Annotated in this window: 11 protein-coding genes and 2 pseudogenes; 4 read left to right on the forward strand and 9 right to left on the reverse strand. The window is 62.6% G+C overall.

Annotated features, from left to right (window positions below; all coding sequences use genetic code 11):
* The first annotated feature begins 91 nt into the window (after positions 1-91).
* The gene (locus ACF8EA_RS18820; protein ID WP_021782485.1) at positions 92-1,057 is read left to right on the forward strand and encodes an EAL domain-containing protein; all 966 of its coding nucleotides are present in this window, start codon (positions 92-94) and stop codon (positions 1,055-1,057) included.
* Between the two features lie 24 nt (positions 1,058-1,081).
* Here ACF8EA_RS18820 and ACF8EA_RS18825 read toward each other — a convergent pair whose 3' ends face one another.
* From ACF8EA_RS18825 to pcaQ, 5 genes are all read right to left on the reverse strand, one after another.
* Positions 1,082-1,450, reverse strand: a complete 369-nt coding sequence (locus ACF8EA_RS18825; RefSeq protein WP_028698000.1) for a hypothetical protein — start codon at positions 1,448-1,450, stop codon at positions 1,082-1,084.
* Complete coding sequence (locus tag ACF8EA_RS18830; RefSeq protein ID WP_392522928.1) at positions 1,447-1,785, reverse strand: multiprotein-bridging factor 1 family protein; 339 nt, start codon at positions 1,783-1,785, stop codon at positions 1,447-1,449. The genes ACF8EA_RS18825 and ACF8EA_RS18830 overlap by 4 nt, the downstream gene beginning before the upstream one ends.
* Before the next feature lie 114 nt (positions 1,786-1,899).
* Positions 1,900-2,337, reverse strand: coding sequence for a YkvA family protein (locus ACF8EA_RS18835; protein WP_392522930.1), 438 nt, complete (start codon positions 2,335-2,337; stop codon positions 1,900-1,902).
* A 288-nt stretch (positions 2,338-2,625) separates the two neighbouring features.
* On the reverse strand, positions 2,626-3,378 hold the full coding sequence (locus ACF8EA_RS18840) for an FKBP-type peptidyl-prolyl cis-trans isomerase (protein ID WP_010952765.1): 753 nt from the start codon (positions 3,376-3,378) through the stop codon (positions 2,626-2,628).
* Positions 3,379-3,631: 253 nt separating this feature from the next.
* Positions 3,632-4,564, reverse strand: coding sequence for a pca operon transcription factor PcaQ (gene pcaQ / locus ACF8EA_RS18845; protein ID WP_392522932.1), 933 nt, complete (start codon positions 4,562-4,564; stop codon positions 3,632-3,634).
* 55 nt (positions 4,565-4,619) lie between these two features.
* Between pcaQ and ACF8EA_RS18850 the strand changes: the two are divergent.
* Both ACF8EA_RS18850 and ACF8EA_RS18855 read left to right on the forward strand, forming a co-directional pair.
* Positions 4,620-4,844, forward strand: a pseudogene (locus ACF8EA_RS18850) (hypothetical protein); the annotation flags it as partial.
* Between the two features lie 24 nt (positions 4,845-4,868).
* Positions 4,869-5,021 (forward strand): annotated as a pseudogene (locus ACF8EA_RS18855) (2-hydroxyacid dehydrogenase); the annotation flags it as partial.
* A 121-nt stretch (positions 5,022-5,142) separates the two neighbouring features.
* Here the strand turns inward: ACF8EA_RS18855 and ACF8EA_RS18860 are convergent.
* From ACF8EA_RS18860 to ACF8EA_RS18875, 4 genes are all read right to left on the reverse strand, one after another.
* On the reverse strand, positions 5,143-6,057 hold the full coding sequence (locus ACF8EA_RS18860) for an RHS repeat-associated core domain-containing protein (RefSeq protein ID WP_392522934.1): 915 nt from the start codon (positions 6,055-6,057) through the stop codon (positions 5,143-5,145).
* Positions 6,058-6,305: 248 nt separating this feature from the next.
* On the reverse strand, positions 6,306-6,668 hold the full coding sequence (nirD, locus tag ACF8EA_RS18865; RefSeq protein ID WP_103443854.1) for a nitrite reductase small subunit NirD: 363 nt from the start codon (positions 6,666-6,668) through the stop codon (positions 6,306-6,308).
* Positions 6,668-9,220 carry a nitrite reductase large subunit NirB gene (nirB, locus tag ACF8EA_RS18870; RefSeq protein ID WP_392522936.1) on the reverse strand — a complete coding sequence of 851 codons (2,553 nt, stop codon included), beginning with the start codon at positions 9,218-9,220 and terminating at the stop codon, positions 6,668-6,670. The genes nirD and nirB overlap by 1 nt, the downstream gene beginning before the upstream one ends.
* Positions 9,221-9,491: 271 nt before the next feature.
* Positions 9,492-13,517, reverse strand: coding sequence for a molybdopterin-dependent oxidoreductase (locus ACF8EA_RS18875; RefSeq protein ID WP_392522938.1), 4,026 nt, complete (start codon positions 13,515-13,517; stop codon positions 9,492-9,494).
* Between the two features lie 267 nt (positions 13,518-13,784).
* Between ACF8EA_RS18875 and map the strand changes: the two genes are divergently transcribed.
* Positions 13,785-14,633: a type I methionyl aminopeptidase gene (gene map, locus ACF8EA_RS18880; protein ID WP_392522940.1), complete on the forward strand. Its 849-nt coding sequence runs from the start codon at positions 13,785-13,787 to the stop codon at positions 14,631-14,633.
* Positions 14,634-14,669: the final 36 nt, after the last annotated feature.

The raw sequence follows: 14,669 nt of genomic DNA on the forward strand, positions 1-14,669 counted from the left end.
TGCGACCTGTCATCAAACAGTCATCGTGCTGTCGTGAAATATGGGGGCCGGGCATGCAGATGCCCGGCCCTTTCATTTTCAGGAATACGTCATGACCGTTGCCGAACAGCTCAGTGCCTTGAGTGCCATCCTGGCTCAACGCAGTATTCACAGTCTGTTCCAGCCAATCGTGTGCCTGAGTGAACATAGGGTGTTCGGCCATGAGGCGCTGAGCCGTGGCCCGTCCAACAGCCCACTGCATGCGCCGCTCAACCTGTTTACCATCGCCCGCCAGGCCGGCCGCCTGACCGAGCTGGAAGCCGCTTGCCGAGAAAGCGCCTGCCGACGCTTCAGCGAGCAGCAACTGCAGGGCAAACTGTTTCTCAACATCTCGCCCGAGTCGCTGCTGGAGCCGCACTACCCCTCCGGCCTGACCCTGAAACTGCTCGAACAGGTTGGCCTGCCGCCAAGCCGGGTGGTGATCGAGTTGACCGAGCACACGCCCACCGACGACTTCCAGCTGCTGTCCAATGCCCTGCACCACTATCGCGACATGGGCTTCTCGATTGCCATCGACGACTTGGGCGCGGGATATTCCAGCCTGCGCCTGTGGTCGGAGCTGCGCCCCGAATACGTGAAGATCGACCGGCACTTCATTGACGGCATCCACCGTGACCCGCTCAAGCGCGAGTTTGTTGGCTCCATTCTGCAGATCGCCCGAGCGTCGAAGGCACAAGTGATTGCCGAGGGCATCGAGCTGGCGGAAGAGCTGGCGGTGCTGGTGGAGATGGGCGTGGACCTGGTGCAGGGCTACTTGCTAGGGCGGCCACAGGAGCTGGGGGTACGCGACAACGGGCTTTTACCAGCACTGACGCAGGTGCCACTGGCCGAACAACCGACAGTGCGCTTGAATGCCACGATCGGGCAGCTGCTGGAGCTGTTTGGCCGGCACCAGCACCTGGAGGCATTGGAAGTGGTGGATGCCGATGGCAGAGTGTGCGGGTTGATTCACAGAGATGCGCTGCCTGTGCCGGCCTATCCGCGGGCCAACCCGCTCCTGCAGGGTCACCACCTGTAGCGAATAGACTGGAACGGGAGCGACTCAGGCTGTTTCGGGATAGCTGTACTCGAACACCCGAACCACCTCAGAGGCATGCCACGAGGCGGCCTCCAGGCCATCGACCGGCCCGGTAAACCGTCCCAGGCGCTCGACACACTCAAAGAACCCAGTACGCGGCAAACGGCTGGCGCCTTGGCTGATCACCAGCGAACTGCGCAATGGCTGCTCGGCACGGGCATCCAGCACCGCCAGGTATTCCAGCGCGGCAGTCAGCGTTTGCATGGCCGGGCTGGGCAACTGCAAGCGCTCGATCAGTGCTCGGTAGGTCAGCAAGTGACGTTGACGACGGGCCAGGTCAAGCTCACCCAGCAGGTTATCCCAGTGCTGACGGCTGATCCTGACCTGGCTCATGATGGCTCGCTCCAGCCAGCCACCCCCAGATGCCAGGCCAAGGCACGGCGGATGGCAGCATCTGGCTGGCGCTCACCCGATTCGATCATGGCCAGATACGCCGGGCTCACCCCGACGTTGCGCGCCAGTTGCTCAGGGGCAATGCCCTTGGCCTGACGAATATGGGCGACTTCGCTGAAGGCTGGCAGAGGTGCACTGGCAACAACGCCCTGCGCCTCACTGGAAGCCGCGTCGACAGGTGCCTGCCCTGCAGCCCTGAGCAACGCCTGATATTGCTCCCAGGGAACGACGGCGTACTCGGGTTGACCGTCCCGGCTGATGACCTGAATACCCATTACAAACCCCTTTAAAAAGGATTACAGCATGTAATCCGTAGGCATAACCCTTATGCCAATTATATTACCAACTCCGAGGTCTGTGCAGTTGAGGTGAGATTCAGGCCAGTTTCATCAGCTGTTGCGCTCCAGCCGCAGCGCTTCCAGGGTAGCCGGCAGGCGCTCGACCACGCGCAGCCGCTCGGGTGCCTGGCTATCGCGCCAAGCCTTGAATCGCGCCAACTCGTCGGCCACGGTTTTCAGCACCCAGCCCAGCACCGCGATGTCATCAAGGAAACCCACCCCCAGCAACCAGTCCGGGATGGCATCGATAGGGCTGACGAAATACAGCAGGCCAGCCACGACAGTGACCAGTGCCTTGGGGCTGATGGCGCGGTACTCCCCCCTCCACCAGGCCAGGCATAGCGACTGCAGCAGCTTCACGTCTTCGCGCAGTTGGCCGAGGCGCGGGCCTTTGCGCGCTACCGCGAACAGCAAGGCCGGCAACCGACCGCGGCTGAGCAGGCGCTCGGCCAATGGCAGGAAACGGGCAAAATTCCAGGGTGCGCTCATGGAGCCTCCGAGAGGAAAAGGTTATCCACATTTATTGTGGATAACCTTGTGAACAGGGCGAGGTTTCCGACCCCAGGTGCCTGCCAGGCAAGGGGCCCAGTCAGATCGGGCGTTTTTTACACAGTCGTTTCACGCCATGGCTACCTGCGCCGCAAACGATTTGCGTCAGAAACATCCTACTTCTTCACGCTGCATTTCTTCGGACAGTATCAGCTGTTGCTGGTTCGTCCAATCGGCACAAACGAAAACACCCCATCAATGTGGGGCGTTTTCGACAATCAGCCAATGTTACTTGGCAGGTGCTTCTTCAGGGGCTTCGGCTTGCGGCTCGGCGCCTTGCAACTGGGCCGGGTCCTTGATGGCGATCAGTTCCAGATCGAACACCAGTACCGAGTTGGCCGGGATCAGCGGGCTTGGGCTTTGTGCGCCATAGGCCAGTTCAGCCGGGATGAACAACTTGTACTTTTCGCCGACGTGCATCAGCTGCAAACCTTCGACCCAACCTGGGATCACACCGCTGACCGGCAGGTCGATCGGGCTGCCACGTTCGACGGAGCTGTCGAATACCTTGCCGTCGATCAGCTTGCCTTCGTAGTGGACAGTGACCACGTCAGTCGGCTTGGGCTGCGGGCCGTCGGCCTTCTTGACCACTTCGTACTGCAGGCCCGAGGCAGTGGTGACCACGCCTGGCTTCTTGGCGTTTTCTTCGAGGAACTTCTTGCCGGCGGAGGCGGCTTCTTCGCTGGCCTTGGCCAGGCGCTCCTCGGCGCGTTTCTGCAATGCGGTGAAGGCCTCTACCAGCTCTTCGTCCTTGATGCGTTGTTCTTTCTTGCTAACGGCGTCTTCGATGCCGAGGGCGACTGCTTTCGAATCAAGGTCTTCCATGCCTTCCTGAGCCAGGCTCTTGCCCATGTTCAGGCCGATACCGTAGGAGGCTTTCTGCGCCGGAGTCTTCAGCTCGGGGCTGCTGGCTTGTTGATCGCAGCCAGCCAGTACCAGGCCTACCAGGGCAACCGCAGCCGCCAAACGATGCTGTTTCATGCTATTTCCTTGTTCATGCGCCATGAGGGCAATCAGGGTAAAGCCGCGAGCTTAGCAGGCGGCCATGACCAATGGCTACCGGCATAGGAGCGGGTTTTCGTAAGGAAGTTCAGTCGTTAAAAGCTTCTTCATCGAAGCGTTGCAGCCATTGGCCAGTATTGACCCTTTGTGCCGGGCTCGCCGGGTTTTTGTGGCCTTTTATTTCTGCGGGTTCTGAGGGCGGAAATATCAGGGCAGGCAGCCCCCGAAAACCTCAAGGATACCGACCCTCTCGATATTCCCCCGCCACCTCCCGCAGCACCTCGCCCACCCACTGCCCCGGCAAACTCAACGGCAAGGCGGCATTGCGGCAAATCCCCACCGACCCTCCCGGCTCGCGCACACCCAGGTCAAGCTCGACCAGTTCACCACGGCGCAGGTCGAGCAGCACGGCATCACGCGGCGCCACCCACAGGCCATCGCTGCCCAGCAGGTAGCGCCGGCTCAGGGCCAGCGACAGGGTTTCCAGCCGCTGCGCCGGCATCTGGATGCCGCATTGCACAAACAGGCTGTCGGCGTGCTGGCGGATGGTGGTGCCGACGGGTGGCAGCACCAGCGGGTAACGCCCCACCTGCCCCCGCTCCACGGGCGTGCAGGCCAGCAGCGGGTGACCCGGGCGCACCACCAGGCTCATCGACTCGCTGTACAGGTGCTCGAAGGACAACCCCTGGATTTGCGGACTGTCGGTCATGCGCCCCACCACCAGTTCCAGCTCCCCCAGGTGAAGCTGGCCTAGCAACTGCGCGCTGACCCCGGTGACCACGCTGATCACCAGCGCTTCATGGCGCTGATGCAGGCGGCACAGCACCTCGGGCATGAGCAGGCCTTCGACCGTGGACAGCACGCCAATGCGCACCTGCGACGGCGCCCGCGCTTCACCGCGCAGGCTGCTGACGCCATCGCGCAGCGCCTGCACACTGGGCCCGGCGTAACGCATGAAGCGGGTGCCGGCCGGGGTCAGCTCGACACCTTGGCGGCTACGCTCGAACAGGCGCGCCTCGAGCAGATCCTCAAGCTCCTTGAGGGTCTTGGAAATCGCCGGCTGGCTGATCGACAGGATATCGGCCGCCCTGGCCAGGCTGCCCTGCCGGGCAATCTCCAGGAAGCACAGCAGGTGGCGGTATTTGATGCGGGTGTCGAGGTTCATGGCAGCAAGCTTACCGCATCGCTACCTGCGGCGTATCCGGGTCTGCCGCTTTGGACAGCATGCGGTCCTGGGCCTGACCAGGGCGCTGGATGGCCGTCCGGGCAACATCGTCTACAGCCAGGTAGACATCGGCAACGCGCTGACCGAGCTGTCCGAGCGCATGACCCAGGGTGCGGTGCACGCTGCAGTGCCGCTGGAGGCCAAACTACTGAACATGACCGTGATGGCCAGCAACATGCCGTTCGTTGGCCGTGCCTGCCCCCTGTTTCTGATGGAGTGACCGATGAAACCACAAGTCCTGTCTGCCGATGAACCGCGGGCGCCTGAGGCGCTGATCGCGCGCGAAGATGTGGTGCTGCAGCCGCATCAGGCCAGTGCTACGGCGCAAACGCGCACGCGCATGGGCAAGATGGTGGATGTATTTGCCGGGCGCACGCCGCAGGGGTTAGTTATGTAGTCAGCTTGGCTGGCCTCTTCGCGGGTGAACCCGCTCCTACAAAGGGAAGCGATCCCCGCAGGAGCGGTTTTACCCGCGAAAGGGCCGGGACAGACAACACATGAATAAAGGTTTCAGGTGGTCATTGCTTCAGCTTGGCGGCCAAGTCTTTCGGCTCATCCTGTGGTTTGCGCACCACTATTTCCGGTTTGACCGTGACAGGCGCATAGGCGAACCGCTCGTAATCGGAATCATCAGTAGCCATCGTCTTGATCAGCTTGACCCAGTAATTGTCCATGCTGCCATTGATCATGGCCGGCCGATTATCATCCGTCCACAAACTGCCCCGATAGCCTGTCGAGGGCGCCTGAGTAATGTTGGCCATGTCTTGAATAAAGGAGGGTGCGCCGTTGGCGGAGTTGCATGCCAGTATATGTGTCTCCTGCCCGTTCATGACGTAGCCATGTTTTTGCAAGGTCTGCACAACTGTACGCGCAGGATAGTTGACCCGCTGACTTCCGATCCTACCAGTAAAACCATGAGCCCCGATATTCAAAACCCGCGTTCCAGAATCATTCTGAGAGAGGAAAACTCGCATACCTTCAATCACTTTGATGGGGCCTTTGTAATAGAAACCCCCATTATTTCCAGCGATTGGTGAATGACCGCTGGGGTCACTCAAGTTGACAGGATCGCCTTTGACAAAGACGTAAGCATTCAACCCGCCATTGCCAAACGGTGATTGGTTATCGATACTTTGAAAGCGCATCAACACGGGGCTGTAGGTACGGTAACCATTTCCCAGAGCGTAGCACTGCATCCACATGTCGCAGCGCTCACCTTTGAAGCCAATATCCTTGACCGGCCGAGGTGTCGCCAGCCCGTAAACAGAGAAACACCGATGAGCGCAAGCCGCGCTTCCAATTTCGGAGAGCACCGAACCTTGTGCATCGCAGCCAACAATTCTGGTTGAAACGGCTGACGAGCGAATGGCTAATAGCCCCGTATCAAAACGCATGCAGGTGATAAATTCATCTCCGCTGACTAGCGTTGACACGCCATTGCGTCCATAGAAATACATTTGGGTTGTAGATCTGGTTATGGCCATGGTTGTCAGTTGCCCTTGTCTCCTACATTACCCCCATTGTGGACACTTGATAGAAACAAATGTACTGGCGAATATGCCAGTTGCAATAAGCACCTTCCTGCTATTCGCAGGCCCGCCGCTCAAACAGGAATGCGCCTCTCTCGATTGCAACGCGGTACCTGTGGGAGCGGTATTGCGTCGCGCCCCCCAGCGGTCTATCAAGCCACCGCCAGCTCCACCGCCTCCCCCTTCAACCGCACCGGCCATACCCGCAACCGCTGCCCGGCATCCTCCAGACACTCCCCACTCAGCAGGCTGAAGTGCTGCTTGTACAACGGCGCCGCCACCACCAGCTCGCCCTGCACACTGCCCACCAGCCCACGGCCGATGATATTGGCACCGGAGCGCGGGTCACGGTTGTCGACCGCGTACAGCGGCTGCGCCTGCCCCGGCAGGTAGAACAACGCCACCTGGGCCCCATCGAGCCAAACCACGACGCCAGAGTCGGCCACCAGGTCTTGTGCCTGGCACACCGCCTGCCAGTTTTCTTGCGTGTTCACAGCAGCATTGGCCAGGTTCATCAGACAGCCTCCTCGACAGTTGGGATCAGGTGCAGCGGTGCAGCGGGCCGGCGTTGTTCGCGTTCGCGCACGAAGTGCACGTCCGGGTCAGCACGACGGTCGTTGACGAAGGTGCGGAAGCGCTTGAGCTTCTCCGGGTCATTGAGGGCATTGGCCCACTCACATTCATACTGGTCGACCACATGCTGCATCTGCGCTTCCAGCTCGCCCGCCAGGCCCAGGCTGTCGTCGATGATCACCTGCTTCAGGTAGTCCAGCCCGCCTTCCAGGTTTTCACGCCACACCGAGGTGCGCTGCAGCTTGTCGGCCGTGCGGATGTAGAACATCAGCACGCGGTCGATCAGGCGTACCAGGGTTTCGTCGTCCAGGTCGGTGGCGAACAGCTCGGCATGCCGCGGGCGCATGCCGCCGTTGCCGCACACGTACAGGTTCCAACCCTTGTCGGTGGCGATAACGCCGATGTCCTTGCTCTGCGCCTCGGCGCATTCACGGGTGCAACCCGATACCGCGAACTTGAGCTTGTGGGGGCTGCGCAGGCCCTTGTAGCGGTCTTCCAGGCGCAGGGCCATGGCGACACTGTCCTGCACGCCGTAACGGCACCAGGTACTACCCACGCAAGACTTCACCGTGCGGGTCGACTTGCCGTAGGCGTGGCCGGTTTCGAAACCGGCCTCGATCAGTTCGCCCCAGATCAGCGGCAGCTCGTGCAACTGGGCGCCGAACAGGTCGATGCGCTGGCCACCGGTGATCTTGGTGTACAGGTCGTATTTCTTGGCCACCTGGCCGATGACGATGAGCTTGTCGGGGGTTATTTCACCACCGGGAATGCGCGGCACCACCGAATAGGTGCCGTTTTTCTGCATGTTGGCCATGAAGGTGTCGTTGGTGTCCTGCAGCGGTACCAGCGCCGGGTCCATGATCGGCTGGTTCCAGCACGAGGCAAGGATGTTGCCCACCGCCGGCTTGCAGATGTCACACCCCAGATAGCCCTTGCCATGGCGCTCGAGCAGTTCGCTGAAGGTGCGGATACCCTCCACCCGCACCAACCCGTACAGCTCCTGCCGGGTGTAGGCAAAGTGCTCGCACAGGCTCTTGTCCACCGCCACGCCGCGGGCCGTCAGTTCGTGCTCGAAGACTTGCTTGAGCAGGGCCGCGCAACCGCCGCAGCCGGTCGCGGCCTTGGTGCAGCCCTTGACCGCAGCCAAGTCGCTACAGCCACTGTCGATCGCGGCGCACACCGCCCCCTTGCTGACGTTGTGGCAGGAGCAGATGGTCGCGCTGTCGGGCAGCGCATCGGCGCCCAAGGCCGGCGCACCACCGCCTTGCGGCAGGATCAGCGCTGCCGGGTCGGCCGGCAGGGCGATGCCGTTCTGGGCGTACTGCAACAGGGTGTCGTAATAGCTGTTGTCGCCGACCAGCACCGCGCCGAGCACGTGCTTGCCGCTGGCATCCACCACCAAACGGCGGTAAGCGCTGTTGGCTTCATCGATGAAGCGATAGCTGCGCGCGCCCGGCGTGGCACCGTGGGCATCGCCGATCGAACCGACATCCACCCCCAGCAGCTTGAGCTTGGTCGACATGTCGGCGCCGGTGAACGCCACCGCCGCCTCGCCCATCAGCAGCCCAGCCAGGTTGCGCGCCATGCTGTAGCCCGGGGCGACCAGGCCGAACACGCTGCCGTTCCACGAGGCGCACTCGCCAATGGCGAAGATGCGTGGGTCGCTGCTGCGGCAGTGGTTGTCGATGACCACGCCACCGCGCGCCGCAATGTCCAGGCCGCAGCCCCGGCCCAGTGCATCCTGTGGGCGGATACCGGCGGAGAACACGATCAGGTCGGTTTCCAGGTGCTCACCGCCGTCGAAGTTCATGCGGTAGCGGTAGGTTTCACCGGCACTGACCGACTGGGTGGCGCGCGACAGGTGCACCCCCACACCCAGCGCTTCGATCTGCGCCTTCAACGCGGCACCGCCCTCGCCGTCCAGCTGTACCGGCATCAGCCGTGGGGCGAACTCCACCACGTGGGCTTCCAGCCCCAGCGACTTGAGGGCGTTGGCCGCTTCCAGGCCAAGCAGGCCACCGCCGACTACCACCCCTCGGCGGGCACCGGCTGCGGCAGCACGAATGCCATCGAGGTCGTCCAGGGTGCGGTAGACCAGGCGGGCATTGCCGCTGGAGCCTTCGATTGACGGCACAAAGGGATAGGAGCCGGTAGCCAGCACCAGTTGGTCGTAGCCGTAACAACCTTCGACAGTGACGACTTCGCGGCGCTCGCGGTCGATCTCCAGAACGGCCTCACCCAGGTGCAGGTGCACGCCATTGGCGTCGTAGAAATCGTGCTCACACAGGGCCAGGGTTTCGGCACAGCTGCCGCCGAAGTATTCGGACAGGTGCACGCGGTCATACGCGCGTTGGCGCTCTTCGCCGAATACCCGCACCTCGAAGCGCTGCAGGGCGCCGCGACTGACCAGTTGTTCGACGCAATGGTGGCCGACCATGCCGTTGCCGACGATGACCAGTCGCTCTCGTTGCCCGCTGCTCGCTGTTGCCTTCATAAGCCGATCCTCGATCAAAAAAAAAGCGCCTGGAGCCGAAGCTCCAGGCGCCTTTGCCTGTATTCATCACGGTAGGGGGCCCGGGTTGATCGCCGTTGATCAGGGGGCTTTGTTGTATCCGAGGTTAAGCAGGGAGCGTGCCAATTGGGCTGCGCGGGATGCCTGGGTTGCCTGTGCCGGCCTCTTCGCGGGTAAACCCGCTCCTACACTTGCGCTGGGCCCGCCCAGCCAATGCACATTCAAGGTGCACAACACCCCATCTTGGAGCACGTCAGTACACATCGCGCCGATAACGCCTGGCCTTGCTCAAGCCTTCGACATAAGCCGCCGCCGCCGCCGCATCCATCCGGCCATGCTCGGCGACGATCACCCGCAACGCCGTATCTACATCCCTGGCCATGCGCTGGGCATCGCCACAGACATAGAAGTACGCCCCCGCCTGCAGCCACTGCCACAGCTGCGCACCCTGCTCGAGCATGCGCTGCTGCACATAAATCTTCTCGGCCTGGTCCCGCGAGAACGCGGTGTCCAGCCGCAGGTGTCCTGCCGCTTGCCAGGCCTGCAACTGCTCCTGGTAATAGAAATCGGTCGCTGCGTACTGCTCGCCGAAGAACAGCCAGTTGCCGCCTTTTGCCCCCCGTGCTGCTCGCTCTTCAAGAAACGCACGGAACGGCGCGATGCCGGTACCCGGGCCAACCATGATCACCGGCACGCCGTCGTCCTCGGGCAAGCGAAAGTGCTTCGACACCTGCGGGAAGATCGCCACCTTCTGCACCTGCGCACGGTCGGCAAGGAAGCTTGAACACACGCCTTTGCGTTCGCCATAACGCACCGTCGAAACCGTCAGATGCACCTGACCTGGGTGCGCCAGCGGGCTGGAGCTGATCGAATAGAGCCGCGGCTGCAATGGCTTGAGCAGTTCCAGCCAGCTGGCCAGCGACAATTGCTGAGGGAAGGCGCGCAGCACATCGACCAACTGCCGGCCCCACAGCCAGTCTTGCAGCTCGGCCTTGCATTCGGGCTGCAGCAAACGCTGCAGGTCAGGCGCATTGCTGGCAAGTGCCTGCAGTTGCTGCGCAGTGACCTTGGCAATTTCCAGATGTGCTTGCAGGGCTTCGGCCAATGGCATGGCGCAATGACCTTTAAGCTCGACCATCGCCTGGCCATCGAGCTGCATCAGCGTCAGCAGCTCTTCTACCAGGGCCGGGCAGTTGCGCGGCCATACGCCCAGGGCATCGCCGGCAGCGTAACTGAAGCCGCTTCCGCCCAAGTCGAAGACCAACTGACGGGTTTCCTTGCTGGCGCCGGGGCCATTGAGCAGGCGGTTTTCCAGCACAGTGGCCATCCAGGGTTGCTGCTTGCTATAGACCGCCAAGGGTGCAGGTTCACTCGCCGGTGGTGGTGCCGCAGCACTGCCCAGTGCAGGCAATAGCGCTTCGAGCCAGCCGGCAAAGGCTTCGTCGAAGTCTGGCTCGCAGTCCACCCGTTGCAGTAGGCGCCGCGCTCCCAGCTCGGCCAGGCGCTGGTCGAGCTTGCGGCCAAAACCGCAGAACTGGTCGTAACTGGAGTCGCCCAGGGCCAGTACGGCATAGGACAGCCCGGCGCAGTGAGCGCCCTCCTCACCCTGCAAGGCCTGCCAGAATGCCGCGCCGCTGTCGGGCGCGTCGCCATCGCCAAAGGTGCTGGCGATCAACACCACACTGGCAGCGCCCTGCAGCTGGCTTGGACTGACCACCTCCAGGCAACTGAGTTGCACGTTCAGACCAGCATCGCGCAGGCGCGCGGCACAGCGTTCGGCCAGTTGCTCACCAGTGCCGGTCTGCGAGGCCCACAGCACCTGATGCCATGGCGCGGCCTGTGCCGCGATGGGCGCAGTTGCAGGCTGGGCGAACAGCCCGGCCAGCAAACCGTCGACAAACAAACGACGGCTGGCAGCCAGCGGCGCACTGGCTGGCAGGCGGGGTACGCCCTCGGCGCGGGCCTGGTCCAGGCCCAGCAGGAAACCTTGCAGGTAATGACGCTCTTCTTCGGCCAGCACCGGAACCGGCAGGGTGTGCAGACCAAGCAGACGGGACAGGGTGGCGATCGGCATGCGGACAGGCTCTACAGTGGCAGTGTTCAGATCAAGGGCGTCGATGCGCTCGCCTGCGACCCGCTCCAAGGCTATGGCGCAGTGTTTGAAGGCAGGCTGCAGCGACAGCGGGTCGACCGCATCGCAGGTCGCGGCATTGATCGCCAATTGCTCGCCGATCAGGTCATTCCAGTGAAACGGCGCAAAGCAGTTGCCCGGCATGACCCGGTCACTGATGCGCGCCGGCAGCACGGCGTCCCCCCGACGCGAGCGAACGGCCACCTGGTCCTTTTCAGCGACACCCAACCGGGCAGCATCCTCGGGATGAATCTCAAGGTAGGGGCCGGGCTCCAGCTTGTTCAGTGCCGGCACCTTGCCGGTCTTGGTCAACGTGTGCCATTGGTGCTGCACACGGCCAGTGTTCAGCACCATGGGGTAGTCATCGTCCGGCAATTCCGCTGCCGGTAACCAGGGCCGCGCAAAGAAGCGCGCCTTGCCACTGGCGGTGGGGAAAGCCAGTGCCGGCCGCCCACCTTGGGCATCGAGCAGGAGCGCCTGGCTGCTGCCGTCGTTGAGGTAGCGCAGCGGGCTGCGCTGCTGTTGGCTGCCCGGCGCACAGGGCCACTGGCGCGGCTGCGTACGCAATTCGGCATAGCCGATACCGCGCAGGTCATAACCGGTTGAGGGGTTGTGGAAGCGGCGTATTTCCTCATACACCGCTTCGGCATTGGGGTAGTCGAAGGCGTCCGCATAGCCCATGGCACACGCCACGCGGGCAATGATCTGCCAGTCCGGCAAACTTTGCCCGGGCGGCTCGACAGCGCGTGGCATAAGGGTCATGTTGCGCTCGCTGTTGATCATCACACCCTCGCCTTCGGCCCACAGCGCGGCCGGCAGCAGGATGTCGGCGTAGCGATTGGTTTCGGTGTCGAGGAAGGCGTCCTGGGTAATGACCAGTTCGGCCTTGCGCAGGCCGTCGATCACTTGCTGGCGGTTGGCGACACTGGCCACCGGGTTGCTGCAGATGACCCAGCAGGCTTTCACTTCACCGGTTTTCATCTGCCCGAACAGCGCCACCGTACCCTCGCCGCCCTCGCTGCGCAGGCTGCCGGGTGGAAGTTGCCATTGTCGTTCGACGAATGCGCGGTCATCTTCCACCAACGCTGAGCGCTGGCCTGGCAAGCCAGGGCCCATGTAGCCCATGTCGCGGCCGCCCATGGCATTGGGCTGGCCGGTCAGCGAGAACGGGCCGCTACCGGGGCGGCAGATAGCCCCCGTGGCCAAGTGCAGGTTACAGATGGCGTTGCTGTGCCAGGTGCCGTGAATGCTCTGGTTCAAGCCCATGGTCCAACAGCTCATCCAGTTGTTGGCGCTGCCGATCCATTCGGCGGCCTTGATGATATCGGCCTCGGCCAGCCCGGTGATGGCGGCTACGCGCTCGGGGGTGTAGTCGTCGAGGAAGGCCGGCAGTTCGTCCCAGCCTTCGGTATGGCGGGCAATGAAGTCGGGGTTGGTGTGGCCGTTGCGATGCAGCAGGTGCAAGAGGCCGTTGAGCAAGGCCATGTCGCTGCCGGGACGCACCTGCAGAAACAGGTCGGCCTTGTCGGCCGTGGCGCTGCGCCGCGGGTCGACGACGATCAGCCTGGCGCCGGCCTTGACCCGGTCAAGCAGGCGCAGGAACAGGATCGGGTGGCAGTCGGCCATGTTGGCGCCGATCACCAGAAATACGTCTGCGTGCTCGAAGTCCTGGTAACTGCCAGGTGGGCCATCAGCGCCAAGCGACAGCTTGTAGCCACTGCTGGCGCTGGCCATGCACAGGCGCGAGTTGGACTCGATGTGGCGCGTACGGATAAAGCCCTTGGCCAGCTTGTTGGCCAGGTACTGGGCCTCCAGCGACATTTGCCCGGACACATACAGCGCCACGGCATCCGGGCCGTGCTGGTCGATGATGCCGCGCAGGCGCTCGGCGGTGGCAGCGATGGCCTGGTCCATGCTGGTGCGCACTGGCGGCTGGCTGCGTTGCTGGCGCACGTAGGCATCGGCCATGCGCCCGCTGGCACTCAGTGGCAGATGTGCGGTGAGGCCTTTGGTGCATAGGCGGCCAAAGTTGCTCGGGTGCAGCTTGTCGCCGCTGATCTTGCCGACCTTGCCATCGGCAACGCTCATGACGATGCCGCAGCCCACGCCGCAGTAGGGGCAGACGCTGCGTACTTGGCTGTTGGCCATGGGCGGGCTCCTGTGAAAAACGCAAAAAGGCGCCGGCTGCCTCGGCATGCTGATGCACGCGGGGCAACACGGCGCCTTTGTCGTGAAGTGGTGAGGGCTGTCGACGTTGATAGCCCGGGATGAGGGTAAATCAGCAATTTATGGGCCAGCTATACCAGCCATTTCGCGGGCATGCCCGCTCCCACAGGGATATCGCAAGGCCTGAGGGCGGCGCCGTACCTATGGAAGCAGGCACGCCCGCGAAGAGGCCTGCACAGGCTACGCACCATGCGGTGGCAAGCCGGTACCCGCTGGCGCTATGCTGGGGCAATTTCCAGCATGAGCAACTACCCTCCCCCCATGTCCCAGGTGATCCTCAAGACCCCCACCCAACTCGACCTGATGCGCCGCGCCGGCCAGCTACTGACCCAGGTGTTCGCCGAACTCGACAGCTTCATCCGCCCCGGTGTGACCACGATGCAGATCAACGACCGCGCCGAGGCGTTCATCGTCGATACGCTCAAGGCACGGCCTGCAAGCAAAGGCCAGTACGGTTTCCCTTACTCGCTCAATACGTCGGTGGACCACGTGGTATGCCACGGCATCCCCAAGGTCGATGAGGTACTCAAGGAAGGCTCGATCATCAACGTCGACATCACTCTGGAACAGGGCGGCTACATTGCCGATTCGTCGAAGATGTATGGCATCGGCAAAATCAGCGAAGAAGCCCGGCGATTGGTCGACACTACTTATGACGCACTGTGGAAAGGCATCGAGCAGGTGCGCCCCGGAGCCACGCTGGGCGATATCGGCCATGCCGTGCAGGCACATGCCGAGGCGGCGGGTTACAGCGTGGTGCGCGAGTATTGCGGGCACGGTATTGGCCAGCAGATGCATGAAGCACCAGAGGTGCTGCACATTGGCCAACGTGGCATGGGCATGAAACTGAAACCGGGCATGGTGTTTACCATCGAGCCGATGATCAACCAGGGTGGGCGTGGGACGCGCACGCTGAAGGATGGCTGGACGGTGATTACCCGTGACCACAGCCTGTCGGCGCAGTGGGAGCATACCGTGGCGGTGACTGAGGGTGGGTATGAGGTGCTGACATTGCGGGAGGAGGAACGTCGTGGCTGAAGCTGCGGCAAACGCTTGCAGGTATGAGTACAAAAT

The organism is Pseudomonas sp. YQ_5 (assembly GCF_043103305.1).
GTDB classification, from domain to species: domain Bacteria; phylum Pseudomonadota; class Gammaproteobacteria; order Pseudomonadales; family Pseudomonadaceae; genus Aquipseudomonas; species Aquipseudomonas putida_Y.

Coding starts and splice junctions, on each gene's coding strand:
- ACF8EA_RS18820 (WP_021782485.1), top strand. CDS start 92: ATGACCGTTGCCGAACAGCTCAGTGCCTTGAGTGCCATCCTGGCTCAA.
- ACF8EA_RS18825 (WP_028698000.1), bottom strand. CDS start 1,450: ATGAGCCAGGTCAGGATCAGCCGTCAGCACTGGGATAACCTGCTGGGT.
- ACF8EA_RS18830 (WP_392522928.1), bottom strand. CDS start 1,785: ATGGGTATTCAGGTCATCAGCCGGGACGGTCAACCCGAGTACGCCGTC.
- ACF8EA_RS18835 (WP_392522930.1), bottom strand. CDS start 2,337: ATGAGCGCACCCTGGAATTTTGCCCGTTTCCTGCCATTGGCCGAGCGC.
- ACF8EA_RS18840 (WP_010952765.1), bottom strand. CDS start 3,378: ATGAAACAGCATCGTTTGGCGGCTGCGGTTGCCCTGGTAGGCCTGGTA.
- pcaQ (WP_392522932.1), bottom strand. CDS start 4,564: ATGAACCTCGACACCCGCATCAAATACCGCCACCTGCTGTGCTTCCTG.
- nirD (WP_103443854.1), bottom strand. CDS start 6,668: ATGAACCTGGCCAATGCTGCTGTGAACACGCAAGAAAACTGGCAGGCG.
- nirB (WP_392522936.1), bottom strand. CDS start 9,220: ATGAAGGCAACAGCGAGCAGCGGGCAACGAGAGCGACTGGTCATCGTC.
- ACF8EA_RS18875 (WP_392522938.1), bottom strand. CDS start 13,517: ATGGCCAACAGCCAAGTACGCAGCGTCTGCCCCTACTGCGGCGTGGGC.
- map (WP_392522940.1), top strand. CDS start 13,785: ATGCGGTGGCAAGCCGGTACCCGCTGGCGCTATGCTGGGGCAATTTCC.